This window comes from Pseudomonas putida (assembly GCF_026625125.1).
In the GTDB taxonomy this organism is placed as follows: domain Bacteria; phylum Pseudomonadota; class Gammaproteobacteria; order Pseudomonadales; family Pseudomonadaceae; genus Aquipseudomonas; species Aquipseudomonas putida_X.
In genome coordinates this window covers 3,559,551-3,576,474 of the sequence record NZ_CP113097.1, presented here as the reverse complement: position 1 = coordinate 3,576,474, position 16,924 = coordinate 3,559,551, and the positions used below count along the sequence as shown (strand labels likewise).

At 58.4% G+C, this 16,924-nt stretch carries 17 protein-coding genes; 10 read left to right on the top strand and 7 right to left on the bottom strand.

The features are described from left to right. Window positions 1-160 precede the first annotated feature (160 nt). Window positions 161-1,081, top strand: coding sequence for a LysR family transcriptional regulator (locus tag OSW16_RS16375; RefSeq protein ID WP_267816833.1), 921 nt, complete (start codon window positions 161-163; stop codon window positions 1,079-1,081). 182 nt (window positions 1,082-1,263) lie between these two features. Here the strand turns inward: OSW16_RS16375 and OSW16_RS16370 are convergent, their stop codons facing one another. The 3 genes from OSW16_RS16370 to OSW16_RS16355 form a co-directional block, all read right to left on the bottom strand. Beyond that, a complete protein-coding gene (locus OSW16_RS16370) occupies window positions 1,264-1,527 on the bottom strand; it encodes a DUF3077 domain-containing protein (protein ID WP_241805282.1) in 264 nt (87 codons plus the stop codon). Window positions 1,528-1,671: 144 nt separating this feature from the next. Beyond that, window positions 1,672-1,914: a hypothetical protein gene (locus OSW16_RS16365; protein WP_267816830.1), complete on the bottom strand. Its 243-nt coding sequence runs from the start codon at window positions 1,912-1,914 to the stop codon at window positions 1,672-1,674. Between the two features lie 501 nt (window positions 1,915-2,415). Continuing rightward, entirely contained in the window at window positions 2,416-2,700 is a 285-nt protein-coding gene (locus OSW16_RS16355; RefSeq protein WP_267816828.1) for a hypothetical protein, read from the bottom strand. A 91-nt stretch (window positions 2,701-2,791) separates the two neighbouring features. Between OSW16_RS16355 and OSW16_RS16350 the strand changes: the two genes are divergently transcribed. From OSW16_RS16350 to OSW16_RS16330, 5 genes are all read left to right on the top strand, one after another. Then, window positions 2,792-3,784: a hypothetical protein gene (locus OSW16_RS16350; protein WP_267816826.1), complete on the top strand. Its 993-nt coding sequence runs from the start codon at window positions 2,792-2,794 to the stop codon at window positions 3,782-3,784. Between the two features lie 142 nt (window positions 3,785-3,926). Continuing rightward, on the top strand, window positions 3,927-5,363 hold the full coding sequence (locus OSW16_RS16345; RefSeq protein WP_267816637.1) for an IS1182 family transposase: 1,437 nt from the start codon (window positions 3,927-3,929) through the stop codon (window positions 5,361-5,363). Between the two features lie 362 nt (window positions 5,364-5,725). After that, window positions 5,726-7,168 (top strand): ATPase domain-containing protein, encoded by a 1,443-nt coding sequence (locus tag OSW16_RS16340; RefSeq protein WP_267824005.1) that lies wholly within the window; start codon window positions 5,726-5,728, stop codon window positions 7,166-7,168. 23 nt (window positions 7,169-7,191) lie between these two features. Then, entirely contained in the window at window positions 7,192-7,554 is a 363-nt protein-coding gene (locus OSW16_RS16335; protein ID WP_267816824.1) for a response regulator, read from the top strand. 574 nt (window positions 7,555-8,128) lie between these two features. Further along, complete coding sequence (locus OSW16_RS16330; protein ID WP_267816822.1) at window positions 8,129-8,341, top strand: hypothetical protein; 213 nt, start codon at window positions 8,129-8,131, stop codon at window positions 8,339-8,341. A gap of 67 nt (window positions 8,342-8,408) precedes the next feature. Here OSW16_RS16330 and OSW16_RS16325 read toward each other — a convergent pair whose 3' ends face one another. Further along, window positions 8,409-9,272 carry a LysR substrate-binding domain-containing protein gene (locus tag OSW16_RS16325; RefSeq protein WP_267816820.1) on the bottom strand — a complete coding sequence of 288 codons (864 nt, stop codon included), beginning with the start codon at window positions 9,270-9,272 and terminating at the stop codon, window positions 8,409-8,411. A 135-nt stretch (window positions 9,273-9,407) separates the two neighbouring features. Between OSW16_RS16325 and OSW16_RS16320 the strand changes: the two genes are divergently transcribed. From OSW16_RS16320 to OSW16_RS16305, 4 genes are read left to right on the top strand one after another with little or no spacing between them, the layout of a single operon-like run. Then, the gene (locus OSW16_RS16320) at window positions 9,408-10,460 is read left to right on the top strand and encodes an agmatine deiminase family protein (protein ID WP_267816818.1); all 1,053 of its coding nucleotides are present in this window, start codon (window positions 9,408-9,410) and stop codon (window positions 10,458-10,460) included. A gap of 3 nt (window positions 10,461-10,463) precedes the next feature. Continuing rightward, entirely contained in the window at window positions 10,464-11,372 is a 909-nt protein-coding gene (gene aguB / locus OSW16_RS16315) for an N-carbamoylputrescine amidase (RefSeq protein ID WP_267816816.1), read from the top strand. A gap of 1 nt (window position 11,373) precedes the next feature. Beyond that, complete coding sequence (locus OSW16_RS16310) at window positions 11,374-12,477, top strand: extracellular solute-binding protein (RefSeq protein WP_267816814.1); 1,104 nt, start codon at window positions 11,374-11,376, stop codon at window positions 12,475-12,477. A 47-nt stretch (window positions 12,478-12,524) separates the two neighbouring features. After that, window positions 12,525-13,640: an agmatine deiminase family protein gene (locus OSW16_RS16305; protein WP_267816812.1), complete on the top strand. Its 1,116-nt coding sequence runs from the start codon at window positions 12,525-12,527 to the stop codon at window positions 13,638-13,640. 259 nt (window positions 13,641-13,899) lie between these two features. Here OSW16_RS16305 and OSW16_RS16300 read toward each other — a convergent pair whose 3' ends face one another. The 3 genes from OSW16_RS16300 to OSW16_RS16290 form a co-directional block, all read right to left on the bottom strand. Beyond that, complete coding sequence (locus tag OSW16_RS16300; RefSeq protein ID WP_267816810.1) at window positions 13,900-14,793, bottom strand: LysR family transcriptional regulator; 894 nt, start codon at window positions 14,791-14,793, stop codon at window positions 13,900-13,902. A gap of 80 nt (window positions 14,794-14,873) precedes the next feature. After that, window positions 14,874-15,926, bottom strand: coding sequence for an alpha/beta hydrolase (locus OSW16_RS16295; RefSeq protein WP_267816808.1), 1,053 nt, complete (start codon window positions 15,924-15,926; stop codon window positions 14,874-14,876). A gap of 49 nt (window positions 15,927-15,975) precedes the next feature. Further along, window positions 15,976-16,920 carry an alpha/beta hydrolase gene (locus OSW16_RS16290; protein WP_267824003.1) on the bottom strand — a complete coding sequence of 315 codons (945 nt, stop codon included), beginning with the start codon at window positions 16,918-16,920 and terminating at the stop codon, window positions 15,976-15,978. Between the last annotated feature and the right edge of the window lie 4 nt (window positions 16,921-16,924).

The following is a 16,924-nucleotide window of genomic DNA, read 5'->3' as shown; positions in this document are numbered from 1 at the left end:
TTTCTTGTTTTCCCTGTCGATCACACCGAGGGACAGGTTGTGAGCAGAGTGTAATCAGAAATCCAAAGGCAATAAGTCATGCAAAATAACTAGATAAATTACTTGAGGTTACTAATCGCCAGGCCCATTCTGTAGGCCCATTCACTGTGCTGAGCCAGGCATGAACCAGACATTGGATCTTTCCTTTTTCCATCTGCTCGCCACCCAAGGCAGCCTCGCGGCCACTGCGCGCGAGCTCGGCATAACGCCACCGGCGGTGAGCAAGCGGCTGGCGGCCTTGGAGGCACGGTTTGGTGTGCGCCTGGTCAATCGCACCACCCGCGCGATGAGCCTGACGTCGGAGGGTGAGCTGTATTTTTCACACGCTGCGCGGATCCTCACGCAAATCAACGAGGTGGAGCAGATGGTCGTCAGCAGTCGCGCGACGCCCAAAGGCCTGATTCGCGTCAATGCCTCCCTCGGTTTTGGTCGGCGGCATATCGGCCCGGCGTTGGCGGCGTTCTACAGCCGCTACCCGGAAGTGGAAGTCCAGCTTGAAATCACCGACCACCCACTGGACCTGGCTACTCACGGTTTTGACCTTGGAATCCGCTTCGGCACGATGCCGGATTCTGCATTCCATGCTCGCAAGATAGCTTCCAACCGCCGACTGTTGTGCGCCTCGCCGCTGTACCTGGAAAAGCACGGCATTCCCACGCGCCTGTCGGATCTGCAGCAGCACAACTGCATCTTCATCCGCCAGAACGAAACACCTTATGGCGTATGGAGTTTCACCACGGGTAGCCGTACGCAAAACATCAAGGTACGCGCTGCTTTGGGTTGCAACGACGGGGAGGTCGCACTGAACTGGGCATTGCAGGGTTACGGGATACTGATGCGTGCCGAGTGGGATATCGCCCGTTACGTACGCAGCGGCCGGCTGCGCCTGGTACTGGAGAATGAGACCCCGACGTGTGCGGATGTCTATGCGGTGTACCCCCAGCAGCTACATCTTTCAACGCGCGTGCGCAGCCTTATCGACTTCCTGGTCGAACGTTTCGCTCATATCGACCATGTTGAGGATAATGAGGGAGCGACCTGAGCCGGGAAACTCAAGCTCTGGACTGCCCCCATGAAGTTGGACGCCATCCGCCCCTTGGAGGCAGTCCGGGAATGTCACCAGCCTTCAGGCATGCGCTGTACCCGTGGGAGCCGCGCTTGCCGGCGATGGGCCGCGAAGCGGCCCCGGTTGCAGATGTCCGCCATGGTCAGGCAGTTCAGCCCTTAGTGCATCATGCCCAGCTCGGCATCATCCATCAGTGCTTTGGCCAACGCACTCAGGTAGTGCGAGGCCCAGATCAGCTGTGGTTTACCGTCCATCAAGCCTTCGATGGTCAGGTCCCGCACATAGCCCATCAGCTCTGAAGCCTGTTCGCGGGCATTCTGGCAAGGGATGCCCGCTTCGATGCGAAACAATGGATGGGTCTGGTTTTCACCCTGGTAGAACGTGGTCTTACCGACAGTAACTTTGGTGTCATCTGGGGTCATTGCGTTGCCTCCCTGAAGGTTTAGGGCCTGGGCGAACGTCATGACGGACAACCCGCCTTTAGCTCAGCACCGGTCTCACGCAGCGCGCTGTGCGTACGGGCTTGCCGGCCACAGCGCCCGCCCAGGCAACACAGGCTTAACGGCCTAGTGCAGGGTGCGTGGTTCGGTCGGCATCTGCAGCTGGATCAGCGCTGATTCGAGCAGCACGCGTAGCGACTCGAGCTCATGCATCGAGGCCATCATTAGAACCGAGGCGGACGTTCTGGGCTGTAGCGAAACAGCCTGCTGCGCCACGCTCTGCGCGCACAGGGCGAACTCCGCAGCCTGGATGATCGTGTCTTCGAGGGAGTGGTGGTTGTGGGGTGGATCGGGGACGGCCTTTAGCATAGCTATTTACCTTTTTTGTGCTGCCACCTGTCTGCTGTCAAACAGAAGGGTGGCAGCTGTACGTGGGTTGACAGACCGGCGGAAATAGCTAAGTTCCGGCGCACGCAAGCGTGCCCGCACGTACAGCCACCATAAGGGGGCCGCACACTATTTGCCGTCACAGCCTGTCAAAGCTGTATCGTTGATGAGCAACGACCCGCCGAGACTAGAACGCAGCCCAAGCGACGGCAACGGAAAAAGTGCGGCGAGAGTATGTTTGGGAAATGGACTACAAGGAAGAGGCAAAATCTGATTTCTTGGCGTTTCCAGCGCTCGAGATGTGGGTGACGGAGTCTTGAAACACCACAGGTCATGGCTCAGCACTTTCACCCATGGCTGGAGGAGCGGCTCGGCGACGCTCGGTATTATAGATTCGGGCGCTTGGATGGTGACCTGCCAGTCGGTTGCGGGGATTGGCCTCGTGAGCATTGTTGAGGCTGCTCAGCCGAAGCAATGAACGGGTTATAAGAATGGAGTTAACGTGGCAACTGCGACACCGGCTTGAACCAAGAGCGTGACCGAGAGCCATTTGGGCTCCCGCCGTATAAACCAGTAAACCGCGTTGAAGATCATTGAAATCAGGTTGGTGAGCGCCAGGATCGCAAATGCAAGAATGCCCGAGATCTTGACGGGGGAAGTGGTTGGCGACTGAAGTACGTAAAGCGCCAGGATCGGGCCAAGGATCACTGTTGTGATCGAAAGGCCAGCCACCGTGCGGGTGAATTTCAAAGCCTCGTCGGGCGTCATTGCGTGGGATGTCCTTCTATGTCCGGGCTTGTGGCATCACTGCCAATGGGTACATTCTGCGGCGTTCATGTAAGGGTTCACAAGGACGTCCATGATTCCCGTCGATATGCCGCTCATGTTGCTCGGCTACATGATCTACCTCTTTTCCGAAGTTTTTCTCTGGCTTTTCATCGCCGGCCTGATCGCCTTGCTGATTCCGCGAAGCCGTCGTTGTATGGTGGCGCGGCGCTGGAGGTTCGGCTTGTTGCTGATGTTGCTGGCAGTCGGGAGTGTGCCTTACATCGAGTCCAGCTACAGGCTCTGGCAGGATTGGCGTGCGCACAATCCTCGCCTCGAACACGATGAAGTGCTCGGTGATCTGGTGCTTCCAGCCGGGACGCGGGTCCATCTGGGAAACCTGGAGCCTTTCAACGACCTGTCTGGCGATCCCGTGCCCTATGGCATGCAGAGCCTGGATCATGCTGATTTCGACCGCACGCCAGGTCACATCATGGGCATGCCCGTGCGTCGTCTGAAACTGGCGCTGGGCCATGGTTTCGCGACGGTCGAGACCCTGTCGGCCCATGACCTGGCAGGATGGAAATGTGAGCCTGGGGAGATCGAGTTTGATTTTCCGTTCGGTGCTCATTTCAAGTTTGCCGAATGGAAGATGAGTCGATGCACGCTGGCGCCAGGTACCGAGCTGGGCGGCATCGTTTGGCCTGGGCCGGTAAGCGTATCCCCCGACACTACTGGTTGGCTGGCCAGGTCAGAGGAGCGCCCGGTCAAGGTACTGGGGATCGAAATGCGCTCACTGATCATGATCGTGGATCGCCCATATGGGGAGGGGCGCTGGTGGCAAGGCCACGCGAACCAGCCCTTCGACTTCGGCCCTATTCACTATCCGGCCGACATCCAGGTCAGCCGTGATCGAGGCCAGATGCTGTTCAGTCTGCCACCGGACGCACAAGCCCAGGATCGACGTACTGGTGCGCCCATAGAGGGCGGGCAGACGGTGGTGCAGAGTATGGCCGGGGAGGTGCTGGCAGTACGTACCAACCGCTCCATGGGTGTTTATTTTCCTGACGAAATCATAGTGCGCTGAGGGTCAATGAGCTCAGGCGGGCCGCAGTGTCCGCAATGGGTCGCAAGCTTCCGGTCGTGGATGACCGCTACCGACCCAGGCTGTGTGAAAACGCCCGCAGTTGTCTAACCTTCTGACCGTCGTGATCGTGGCGGGGACAATCATGAAGCGGTTCATCGAAGGTGAAGCTCGGACGCAGGTCACATTGCTGCCAGAGTGCCTGGATGACTACATCACCAATGAAAACCCAGTGCGAGTGGTCGATGTCTTTGTTGATGAACTCGACCTGAGCGCGCTCGGTTTCGCAGGCGTCGATCCGGCAGCAACAGGTCGCCCGGCCTACCATCCAGCGGTCCTGCTGAAGATCTACATCTACGGCTACCTAAACCGCATTCAGTCCAGCCGCCGGCTCGAGCGTGAAGCTGAACGCAATGTCGAGTTGATGTGGCTTACGGGGCGTCTGGCTCCAGATTTCAAAACCATCGCCGACTTTCGCAAGGACAACGGTAAAGCCATTCGCAGTGTCTGCCGTCAGTTCGTGATCCTCTGTCGCAACCTCAACCTGTTCTCTGACTCAATCATTGCCATCGACGGCAGCAAGTTCAAAGCCGTGAACAATCGCGACCGTAACTTCACCCAGGCCAAGGTGAAGGCCCGTATGCAGCAAGTCGAGCAGAGCATTGAGCGCTATCTGACAGCGATGGATTCGGCGGACCGGGCAATGCCGGAGGTGGCTGTGGCCAAGGCCGAGCGACTGAAAGAGAAGATCGAAACGCTGAAACAGCAGATGCAGAAGCTCAAAGACATTGAAACGCAGCTACTTCAAACCCCAGACAAACAAATTTCTCTCACAGATCCCGATGCTCGCTCCATGTCAGTTGGTGGTCGGGGCAGTGGCACCGTTGGCTATAACGTGCAGACGGCCGTTGACGATCAGCACCATCTGATCGTTGCACATGAGGTGACGAATGTCGGTCATGATCGCGGCCAGTTGAGCAACATGGCGAAGCAAGCGCGTGACCAAATCGGTACTGAATCGCTGAATGTCGTTGCCGACCGGGGCTACTACACAGGCACGGAAATCGTTGCATGTGAGCAAGCTGGAATCTCGCCCTTCGTACCGAAACCACTGACCTCTAGCAGCAAAGCCGAAGGTCGATTTGGCAAGCAGGATTTCCTATACGTCTCGGCATCGGATGAGTATCGATGCCCTGCGGAGCAATTACTGACCAAGCGTTACTCAACTTGGGAAGACGGGATGCTGATGCATGTTTATTGGTTCTCGGGCTGCCAGTCCTGCGCGATGCACAAGCAATGTACGACGGGCAAAGAGCGCCGGTTGAAACGCTGGGAACATGAAGCGACCCTCGACTCGATGCAGGTTCAACTGGAGCACGATCCGGGGAAAATGAAGGTGCGCCGCCAAACCGTTGAGCATCCATTTGGAACGCTCAAGTACTGGATGGGGGCGACCCACTTCCTGACCAGGACCCTGCCAAGGGTCAGTACTGAAATGAGCCTCCATGTGCTCGCTTACAACCTCAAGCGAATGATGAGCATCTTGGGCATCAGGGGGCTGCTCGAAGCGCTCAAAAGGTGAAATGGCCTACTGAGCCGCCAGTTAGGGGCCCCAAAGTCTCCACGAAGGACTCATACCGGCCAGATGCACCCTTGCGAGGCCAACTGAGCTAATCCAGGCAATTTCCTGCCAGTTTTGCAAGCGCCCCTAGATAGCCACGACCTTCAACGCATTCCGCGAGTTTTCACACAGCCTGGACCCAAATCGGCCATCCGCGAAGGGGCGGCTGTCGGCCAAAAGCGGATTCTCGTAGGCAGCTCTCTTGTCCGCAACACGGTACCGTCGCTCCAGCTTTCAGCTCGCTCTGAATGGCTAAGAAACAAGAATGGCGGTAGCATTCTATCCTCTCGGCTTAAACAGCCTGTTTTTCAGATCAGGGTCGCATTGTGGAAAAGCTAAAACGCCTCCAAAGTGGAATCGAAGGGCTCGACGCTCTGCTCAAGGGAGGTCTGGTCGCAGGCGCCTCATACATAATCCAAGGGCGTCCGGGGTCTGGAAAAACAATCCTCGCCAACCAGCTTGGGTTTCATCATGCGAACAATGGCGGTCGGGTTCTCGTCGCCACGCTGCTGGCTGAGTCACATGATCGTCTATTCCAGTTTCTTTCTACCCTTAGCTTTTTCGACTCGTCAAAAGTCGGTGCCGAAATCCAGTTTGTCAGTGCCTTTGACACCTTGGAAAACGAGGGGCTGGATGAGGTAGTGAAACTGCTTCGGCGTGAAATTAGCCGCCAGAAAGCCACTGTTATGGTCGTGGATGGTTTGCTCAATGCACGTTCGAAAGCTGACTCCCCCATCGACACTAAGAAGTTCATCTCGGAGCTGCAAGGGCATGCAGCTTTTGCTGGTTGCACGGTGCTATTTCTCACCAGCTCGCGACTTGACGATGGCAGTCCTGAGCACACCATGGTTGATGGCGTAATTGAGATGGGCGAAGAGCTATACGGTACTCGCTCAGTGCGTCGTATTCAGCTGCGAAAGACTCGGGGCAGTGGCGCAATGACCGGTCTTCATGAGTGTGAAATTACCGAAAATGGCTTGGTTGTTTACCCGCGACTCGAAAGTCTCTACAGCCACCCGTCGTCTCCCGATAGCGCTGGCATGACGCGAATCCCCAGCGGCATTAAGTCACTGGACGACATCTTAGGCGGAGGCCTGCACAGTTCCAGCGTGTCGCTGGTAATAGGCCCCTCCGGGATCGGCAAAACAACACTGGGCCTCAAATTTCTGGCTGAGTCGACCGCAGAGTCTCCGGGCCTGCATTTTGGCTTTTACGAAAGTCCACAGAGGTTGCGACTCAAAGGCCTGTCATTGGGTATTGATATCAAAGGCATGGAAGACAGCGGCGCGTTGAGCATTGCCTGGCAGCCTACTACTGAAGGTCTTCTGGACGGGCTGGGCACACGACTGCTGAGTCTTGTCGAAGAAAAGGGCATCAACCGCGTATTCATCGATAGTCTGAGCGGCATGACACGAGTTACGACAAATCCGGCGCGGATAAATGATTTCTTCAGTGCTCTGATGAACGAGCTTCGATCCAGGGGGGTTACGGTATTCGCATCCTGGGAGATGCGCGATTTATTTGGCTCCGAGGTCAGCGCACCAAACTCTGACCTGTCCAGCATCGTCGACAACCTGATGCTGATGCGATTCGCTGAGAATCACTCTGAATTAAGCAGGACGCTTTCCATTCTTAAAGTACGAGACAACTCTTACGACCCTTCGCAATTCGAGGTCGTCATCCGTGACCAAGACGTTTTCCTGAAAAAGGCTTCAAGACATGAACCATCAGTACCCACTGAGTCATCGCCTGGTTCAAAATCTTAAGCTTTTGTGCGGGTTGAATTAACATGGCCACCATCCTGGTCGTCGACGACGAGTATCTGATCGCTGACATTCTCAGTTTTGCGCTGGAGGATGAAGGCTTCATGGTGGTGACGGCCAGTAATGGCCAAAAAGGGCTCGAAGTACTTGATAGAGAACGTCCAGATTTGATCATTACCGACTTTATGATGCCGGTCATGGATGGCCAAGAGTTCGCCACCGCCGTCCGCGCCCTTCCTTCCTGTAAGGATTTGCCAATTATTTTGATGAGCGGCGCTCAGGCGCACATAGGCATGCAGAGATCGGATCTGTTTGACGCGGTATTGCCAAAGCCATTCAGGATGGACGCGGTTCTAGCCGAAGTTCGAAAGCTACTTTCTCTCGAATAGACCTGTGCCGTGCTGATGATCACCACCATTAATCTTAGGTTCTCCTTCACTGCGAGAGCCCACCTATGCGGGCTTTTTCCCCTTAAATAAACAGAAGCCATAGAGTTGCCACGTTTTTTAATGTCGTCCAATGACTGTTTCTGGCCGTAGCGGTCGCGGCCGAGTGTCCGCTTATGGCCGTTAGCTGCCTGTCGCGAACGGCAGTTGGGTCGAAAGCACTCAGTCAGCAATAACTTATTTCGGCCCATGGCGGACATCGGAAGGCCGGGGCCGCTTCGCGGCCCATCGCCGGCAAGCCCGGCTCCCACAGGTACTGCGCAGGCCCGGAGACTGGTCATATCTCTGTGGGAGGAAGTGCTTGGTGACTTGGTGCTTGCGCCTGGTACGCGAGTCCATCTGCCAGATCTGGAGCCTTTCAACGACCTGTCCGGCGATCCCGTGCCCTATGGCATGCAGCGCCTGGATCAGGCTGATTTCGACCGCACGCCAGGTCACATCATGGGCATGCCTGTGCGTCGTCTGAAACTGGCGCAGGAGGTCAGAGGAGCGCCCGGTCAAGGTACTGGGGATCGAAATGCGCTCACTGATCATGATCGTGGATCGCCAATATGGGGAGGGGCACTGGTGGCAAGGCCACGCGAACCAGCCCTTCGACTTCGGCCCTATGCACTATCCGGCCGACATCCAGGTTCACCTGTGGGCGCCGCGCTTGCCGGCGATGGGCAGCGAAGCAGCCCCGTTTACAAATGTCTGCTTTGGGGCGGTTAGCGCCTTGGGGTCGAGCTGACCATCCTTGTCTTCCCTCAGATGGAGCTTTCGGCCACCAGCCGCCATTTGTGAGTGATCGTCTTCGATCAGGCTGGATTGTCAGCTTCCAGGTTGCTTGTCAACCAATCGATGAGCTGTTGAGCATTGCTTTCACTGTCACGGTGAGTCAGTAAGGCCCAGTTCGGGCCGCGAATGGTTTGCTCTACCAGCGGCTGCAACAGACCGCTGTCCCGCGCCTGACGGCTGAGCACCTGGCTGACCAACGCAATCCCCAAGCCGGCGCACGCAGCGTCCAGCAACAGGCCCGGATCGGAGAAGTTCAGCCCCTGATCCTGCTGACCGACATCGATCCCGGCTTCCACCGCCCAATGGCTCCAGTCCATCTCCCGTTCGCCGTGCAGCGTCGTGCGTTGTACGGCGGGCTGCGCCAATACGCTCGGGTGGCAGGCCGGGTAGAGTCGGTCAGTATGCAGCACCTTAAAGCTGCATTCGGCTTGCGAGCTGATGTCGTCGCGCACGGCGAGGTCAATTGTTTGGCTGACCATGTCCGGCACCTCGTCGGTGCTGAAAATCCACAGATCGACATGCGGGTGCTGTTGCCGGAAATCCGCCAGACGCGGCAGCAGCCAGTGCCGGGCAAACGCCGGCGTGGTGTTGAGCACCAGCTGGTTGGGCTTCTGATATTGCCCGAGGCGACGGATGCCGACTGCCAGTTGCTGGAGCATCGCCTGGGTGGTGCTGAGCAGATCGTGGCCGGCGTCTGTCAGTGTCACCCTGCGCCCGCTGCGAAAGAACAGAGGCTGTTCAAGGTACGCCTCGAGGCTGCGGATCTGCTGGCTGATCGCCGACTGGGTGAGGTGCAGCTCATCGGCCGCCTTATGAAAGCTGCTAAGGCGAGCAGCCGCTTCAAAGCCGCGCAGCCAACTGAGCGGAGGCCAGTGCTTCAGCATATTGATAAGTTCCTCTAATCAGTTGTGCGCAAAATCCATCGTTTGTTGGCGCGGTTTCACGTGGGTAGCATCCATCTCACGCCAAATCACGGCAGTTGTCATTGAACACAATGGCTTAATCGAGAGGTGCTTGCCATGCCGCGCAACGAGAATAACAACAACGCTTGGATGATGCCCGCCGAGTGGGTCACGCACGCCGCTACGTGGATGGTCTGGCCGCACAACCAGGCGCAGTGGGAGTCGGGTTGGCGCGTGACGCTGGCGCAGGTTCAGGAGGACTTCGCCCGCGTCGCCAATGCCATCGCCCGTTTCGAACCGGTGAAAATGGTTGTCGATCCGTCGGCCCTCGCCAGTGCCAACGCCCTGTGCGGGCCGAACATTGACATGATCACGCTGGCGGTCAACGACAGCTGGTGCCGCGACTCCGGCCCGAGCTTCGTCATTCACCCGGAGCAAGGTCTGGCCGGGGTGAGCTGGCGTTTCAACGCCTGGGGCGGCAAGTCGGCCCATGATCTGGACGAAAGCCTGGCCCGTCGCGTGCTCAATCACTTGGGCAGCGAGTGCTTCGGCACGGCGCTGAGCAATGAGGGTGGCGCGATCCACGTGGACGGCGAGGGCACGCTGATTACCACCGAATCGGTGCTGCTCAACCCCAACCGCAACCCCGGCGTGAGCAAGTCCGAGATGGAAGAGATCTTCAGCCGCTTGCTCGGTGTGAAGAAAACCATCTGGCTGCCGGGCGATCCGGATTACGTCACGGGCGACATGACCGACGGCCACGTCGATGGCATCTGCGCCTTCGCTCGTCCCGGTGTGTTGCTGGTGGATGCGACGCACGATCGCACCTCGGTGTACGCCGAAGTCGTAAGGGAAAACCGCCGCGCACTGGAGCTGGCCAGCGACGCTCAGGGCCGCAAGTTCGAGATGATCGAGCTGTACGAAGCCACCGATGCGATAGACAGCGAAGCCGAGGTGTTTTGCGCTTCGTACACCAACTTCTACATCGCCAATGGCGCGATCATCATGCCGGCGTACGGTATCGAAGCCGATCATGTCGCGGCAGAAACGCTGGCCAAGGCGTTCCCGGGACGTGAAGTGGTGCCAGTGCAAATCAATCACTTGGCTCATGGTGGTGGCGGTGTGCACTGCATCACTCAGCAACAGCCAGCTTTGCCGGTGGAGGGTTGATAGATGACGTCACTTAAAGTCGCCACCACCCAGATGCCATGCACCTGGGATCTGAAGAGCAACCTCGACAGAGCCGAGCAGTTGGTGCGTGAAGCGGCTGGGCAGGGCGCGCAGGTGATCCTGTTGCAGGAGCTGTTCGCCACGCCGTATTTCTGCATCGAGCAGCGCCATCAACACATGGCGCTGGCCGAGGAGTACGGCAACAGTCAGGTGCTGTCGCGTTTCGCCACGCTGGCCCGTGAACTGGGTGTCGTGTTGCCGCTGAGCTGGTACGAGAAGGCTGGCAATGCTTACTTCAACTCCCTGAGTGTGGCGGATGCCGACGGGCGCCTGTTGGGCGTGTACCGCAAGACCCACATCCCCAACGCCATCGGCTATCAGGAGAAGGAATATTTCAGTCCCGGCGATACCGGTTTCAGAGTATGGGAAACCGCGTTCGGTCGCCTGGGGGTGGGCATCTGCTGGGATCAGTGGTTCCCGGAAACCGCCCGCTGTCTGGCCTTGATGGGCGCTGAAGTTCTGCTGTTCCCTACGGCTATCGGTTCTGAACCGGGCTGCGCGGATCTGGACTCGCGGGACCACTGGCAGATGACCATGCGCGGCCACGCCGCTGCCAATCTGCTGCCGGTGATTGCGTCCAACCGGGTCGGCCGTGAAGTGGCGGGCACCGATGCAACGCTGCAAATGAATTTCTACGGCTCATCGTTCATCTGCAACCACAAGGGAAAAATGCTCGCCGAAGCCGACCGCACCAGCACCGGTGTTTTGTTGCAAAGCCTGGATCTGTCAGCCATGCGTGAAGATCGCTTGAGTTGGGGCATCTACCGCGACCGCCGCCCGGAAATGTACGGCGCCTTGCTGAGCCAGGACGGTCGTCACCTTAACGCTCGCTGGAATCCTCAAGGAGTCTGATATGCCGACTTCACACAAGTGGTTGCTGGGCGCTCTGGGCCTGGCGCTGGCCGGTATGATGCCTGCCGTGCACGCTGAAGACAAAACCCTGCGGTTGTACAACTGGGCGGATTATTTTGCCGAAGATACCCTGACCCAATTCACCGCCGAAACCGGGATCAAGGTGATCTACGACGTCATGGACGGCAGCGAAACCTTGGAAGCCAAGATGCTTTCCGGCGGTAGCGGCTACGACCTGATCTTTCCCGGCGACACTGTGGCCGAACGCCTGATGCGCGCCGGCAGCCTGTTGCCGCTGAATGCTTCGAAGATCACGGCGATGAACGACATCGAACCAGGCCTGCAAAAACTGCGCAGCCATTACGAGCGGTCGAACAAGGCCACGGTGCCGTACACCTGGGGTACCATCGGCCTGACCTACAACGCCGAGCAGATCGAGCAGCGCATGGCCGACGCCCCGGCCAACAGCCTGGACATGCTGTTCAAACCGGAGCTGGCCGCCAGGTTCGCCGATTGCGGGATTTCGATGATCGACTCGCCGGACGAAGTGCTCGCCGTGGTGCTCAATTATCTGGGCCGCGACCCGCGCAGCGCCAAGCCTGCGGACCTGGCAGCGGCCAGTGATCTGCTGATGAAGCTGCGGCCGTACATTCGCAAGTTCCAGTCGCAACCGGTCACCGACCTAGTCAACGGCAACCTGTGCCTGTCCCTCGGCTACAGCGGCGACATGACCCAGGCCCAGCGCACTTCGGACAGCGCCGGCAAGCAGACCCGCTTCCAGTACCGCGTGCCGCGCGAGGGCACCACGGTGTGGATGGACACCATGGCCATTCCCGTGGATGCCAAACATCCGGAATACGCCTACGCCTTCATCAACTTCGTGATGCGCCCGGAAAACATGGCCGCGATCAGCAATTTCACCGGTTATCCGACCTCCAATGCCAAGGCCCGGCCAAACGTGGATGAGGCGATGCGCAACAACCCGGACATCTACCTGGACGAAGCGACCTATGCTCGCCTGATACCGGGCAAGGATATTCCCCAGGCCGACATGCGCGCCCGCATGCGCACCTGGACCAAGTTCAAGACCGCCACTGCAAAGTGATTTTGCCGGGCTGCTTCGGCATTCCCCTACCTATCAGGAAGTTACCCATGCCAACCCGTCGCGAGTTCATCAAACAGGTTTCTGTCGCTGCCGGTGTAGGCGCTGCCGTCATGGGCCTCGGCCTGTCTCCGGCGCGCGTAGTGGCGGCCAGCGAACAGCGCTGGTTCATGCCCGACGAGGGCAATGAACACGAACGCGCCTACATGGCTTTTGGCGCGCAGGATGCGATCTGGGAAGACTTCACCGAAGACGTCCAGGAAGCCCTCGGCCGGATCGCCCGCGCTATTGCCCGCTACGAACCGCTGACCCTCTACTGCCGCAGTGGCGAACGCGGCCTAGCTGAAGAGATGTGCGGCACCTCCAACATCACCTACCAGATCGCCAATCTCGACGACATCTGGATGCGTGACATCAGCGCCAACTTTGTCATCAACGACAATGGCCTGGGTGCCGTGGACTTCAACTTTAACGGCTGGGGCAACAAGCAGCGGCACTCGAAGGACGCGAAGCTCGCCAAACGCGTGGCGGCCGATGCGCAGGCGACCTATCAGCGCAGCGGGCTGGTGGGCGAGGGCGGCGGCATCGAAGTCGACGGCCACGGAACCGCGATCATGACTGAGAGCTGCTGGATCAACGAAAACCGCAACCCCGGCTGGAGCAAGGGTGACGTGGAGGCGGAGCTCAAGGCGTGCCTCGGTCTGCGCAAAATCATCTGGCTGCCGGGCATCAAGGGCAAGGACATCACCGATGCCCACGTCGATTTCTACGCGCGCTTTGTCTCACCCGGCGTGGTGATCGCCAACCTCGACACCGACCCGCGCTCCTACGACAGCAAGGTCACCATGGCGCACCTGGACATCCTGAAAAAGGCCACCGACGCCGATGGTCGGCCATTGCAGATCCAAACCGTTTCGCCACCTCTGAAACCGCGCAAAACCAAATTCAACAAGGATAACGACGACTTTGCGGCCGGCTACATCAACTACTTCGTGATCAACGGCGCGGTGCTCGCCCCGGAGTTCGGCGACAAGGAGGCGGATAATAAGGCCTTCGACCTGCTGAAAAAACTCTACCCGAGCCGAGACGTGGTGCAGATCAACATCGACGCCATCGCCGCCGGTGGTGGTGGCATTCACTGTGTGACCAGTCATCAGCCCGCCTAGATAGGGCCACCGCTTTGCCGACCGTAAACGCGCAAGCCCAAAACTGCATTGGTGCGCAGGAAGCGATGTTTGCAGCATTGGCTTGTGCTTCGGGCTGCCTGACTGTCGCTTCGGTTGGAGAGCGACTGACATCCCCATTGACGCGATAGGAACGACTCATCACTGTTTCTATTGAGTATTGAGACGCCGAAGATTTACTCACAGAGACATGAGCGGAGGGTAACGATCGACTAAGTGTCATACAAAGGAGGTCGTTGGCTCAGCGCTTGTAGAGTAACGCGTCAACTACAACGCCAAACGCTGATGAGTGTTCTCGGCGATTGGGGTAGTAGAGATGGTATCCGGCAAAGGGTTGGCACCAATCTTCCAACACCCGCACAAGGGTACCGTCAGCGAGCTCCTTCGCCACCATGTCCTCCGGCAGGAAACCCAAGCCGCATCCCGCCACGGCCGCACGCAGGATCGGCATGCTGCTGTTGAACGTCCATTGGCCTTCTACACGGGCCTTCAGTTCGTGACCATCCTTTTCAAAATCCCATTGCATCAGGCTGCCATGGGTGGGTAGGCGCAGATTGATACAATTTTGCACCGCCAGATCTCCAGGCTCCTTCGGCACCGGCCGCTGTTTGAAGTACTCGGGTGAGCCCACGACCGCGATCCGCAATGGTGGCCCGATAGGAACGGCGATCATGTCCTTGGCCACCTGATCTCCCAAGCGTACACCGGCGTCATAGCGTTGCGCGACGATGTCGGAGAGGGCGTAGTCGACGGTGATTTCGACTTTGATGTCCGGATAGTCGGGAAGCACCTTTAAAAGCTTGGGCCACAGAATATTGTTGGCGGCATGTTCGGATGCTTGAATCCGCACATTGCCTGCCGGGGTGTCACGGAACTCGCTGACCGCAGCCAGTTCGAGCTCGATCTCATCGAACCGCGGCGCCATCGCCTGATACAGCCGCTGACCGGCCTCGGTCGGCGAAACGCTACGGGTGGTACGTGTCAGCAGGCGCACGCCCAATCGGCTTTCCAGCGCGCGCATGGTGTGGCTCAGCGCCGACTGCGAGACGCCAAGCTGAGCGGCCGCGCGGGTGAAACTGCCTTCGCGGGTGATGACCACGAAGGCTTGCAGGTCGTTGAGATTGGCGCGGGACATTGATGAGAACCTCTCATAAGGGGCGCGGAATTAATCCATAAAAGCAGGTTGCACGCGAATGCGCGACCCCAAGAGCTTGATTACAGGGTGCGGGCGTAAAATGCGCTTAGTTTGCCAATTGCGGCATCGACATAACGCGGCACCCAATAGGTTTCGATGTGCGTCGCGCCGTCGAGAATAAATACTTCCTTGTCGGTGGTGCCGGTGGCTTTGGGGAAGGCGTCCTGTGTCATGTACAGGCTGTCGGCTTTGCTGCCAGCGATCATCAGCAACGGTTGGTTGATCAGTTCGATATGGTCAGTGGCGTCGAAACGCATCAAGTCGAGCAGGCTGCTGGTGGTGTATTTGAAGGTCGAGTTCGGGTGCGCGTGGGTCTTCCAGTAATATTCATAACCTTGGCGATAGAGCGCGAAGGGCAGTTTGGCAATCTGCTCGTCGGTGAGGTTGGCATCCCCCGAATACAGCACCGCGCCGCCGGCGGCCTCTTGCGCGCGGGCTGCTGATGACTGTTGCAGGCGTTGCTGAATGCTGTCCATCTGCGAGTCATTGTAGCCGTTGCGACGTACCCGGCCCGAGTTGAACATGCTCACGGTTGCCAGTGATTTGAAGCGTTTGTCGGTCTGCGCTGCCGCCAGCGAATAACCACCACCACCACAGATGCCAAGCAGGCCCAGACGCTTGGCATCGACGCCAGCGAACTGGCTGATGAAGTCGGCCATGCCGTGAATGTCTTCGATGCGATACGCCGGTTTATCGATGCTGCGCGGTTGACCACCGCTGGCACCCTGATACGCCGCGTCGGCCGTGATGGTGATGTAGCCCTGTTCGGCCAGGCGTTGCGCGTACAGGCCGGCGACCTGTTCTTTCACGCCGCCATTGGGGTGTGCAACGACCACGGTCGGGTAGGTCTTCTTCGCGTCATAGTTGGCCGGAGTGTAGACGTTGGCAGCGATATCCAGCCCGTTGAGCGTGTAGCTGACCGGGTGGATGTTGACCTTGCCCGGTTCGTTCTTGCTGATCGCGCCTTCGTAGGCGAGGGTGAACGGGTTCTTTTTGTAATCGGCGGCCAAGGCTTCGCCCGCCGATAGGCCGACCAATGCCGACATGAACGTGGCTTTGAGAGTGTTTTTCACGTGAAGCTCCTGAGCAAGCATAAGGGTGGCAGTTGCAAAAGTATCTGGGTCAGTCCAGCTGCTTTTCTTTGAGGAATTGCGCGACCAGGTCAGCGATCTGCACATTGTTCAGATCCGACATGGGGAAGTGGGTATTGCCGTGAATGCCGATCTCCGGCAAGTGGATCAGCCGCACATCACCGCCGTGGCGATTGACCGCGTCACGCCAGAGCCGGGCCATTTTCAGGCGTGCCCGCCAACTGTCCTGGGCGGGCAGGTCGACCGCCTGTTCCGGGATGTTGTCGCCGTACAGGATCAGAATCGGAATGCGTGTCAGGGCCATGAATTGCTCCATCGGCACTGCCGCGCCTTGCACCGTGTCGAACGCACTGGGAATAGGCGCAGGCACTTCACCATCAGCGAACACGAAGCTGCTGCCCGGTTCGAACGCCACGATGGCTTTGACCTTGTCGTTCTTGATCGCTGTCAGCCAGCCAGGCCCGCCACCTTGCGAGTGCGTAAACAAAATCCCTGGGCCGATTTTATCGAACAGCGCTGACACGCCATCAGAGACCACGCCCATGTCGAACGGCCCGGTGTTCGGCGTCATCGCCCGGAAAAACTGCTCGCGGGTCTGGTCATCCTGAGCAACTTGCACGCCGTTGAAGTAGTTGGGCCACAGCCCGATGCGGAACTGGTTGAACCACAGTTGTTCGTCAGGCACGGGCTTGATTGTGGTCTCGACCATGCTGCGCCCGGCATCGCCACGCCGGGGCTGGTCCATCAGGTAGACGCCGTAATGGCGGCGCAGAAAGATGTTCTGAAAGCCTTCGCGACCATCGGCGGTGGTTTCCCAGGTCTTGGAAAACTGACCCGCACCGTGCCACATGACGATGGGTAGTTTTCGCGCATCCACCGGGATTTGATAGAAGGCGTAGACGTGGTCACCGTGGTATGTCTGGCCGTTTGGCATCATTGGTTGGCGTGGGTTGAAGGTGCCCGGTGCAGTGGTCACTGAG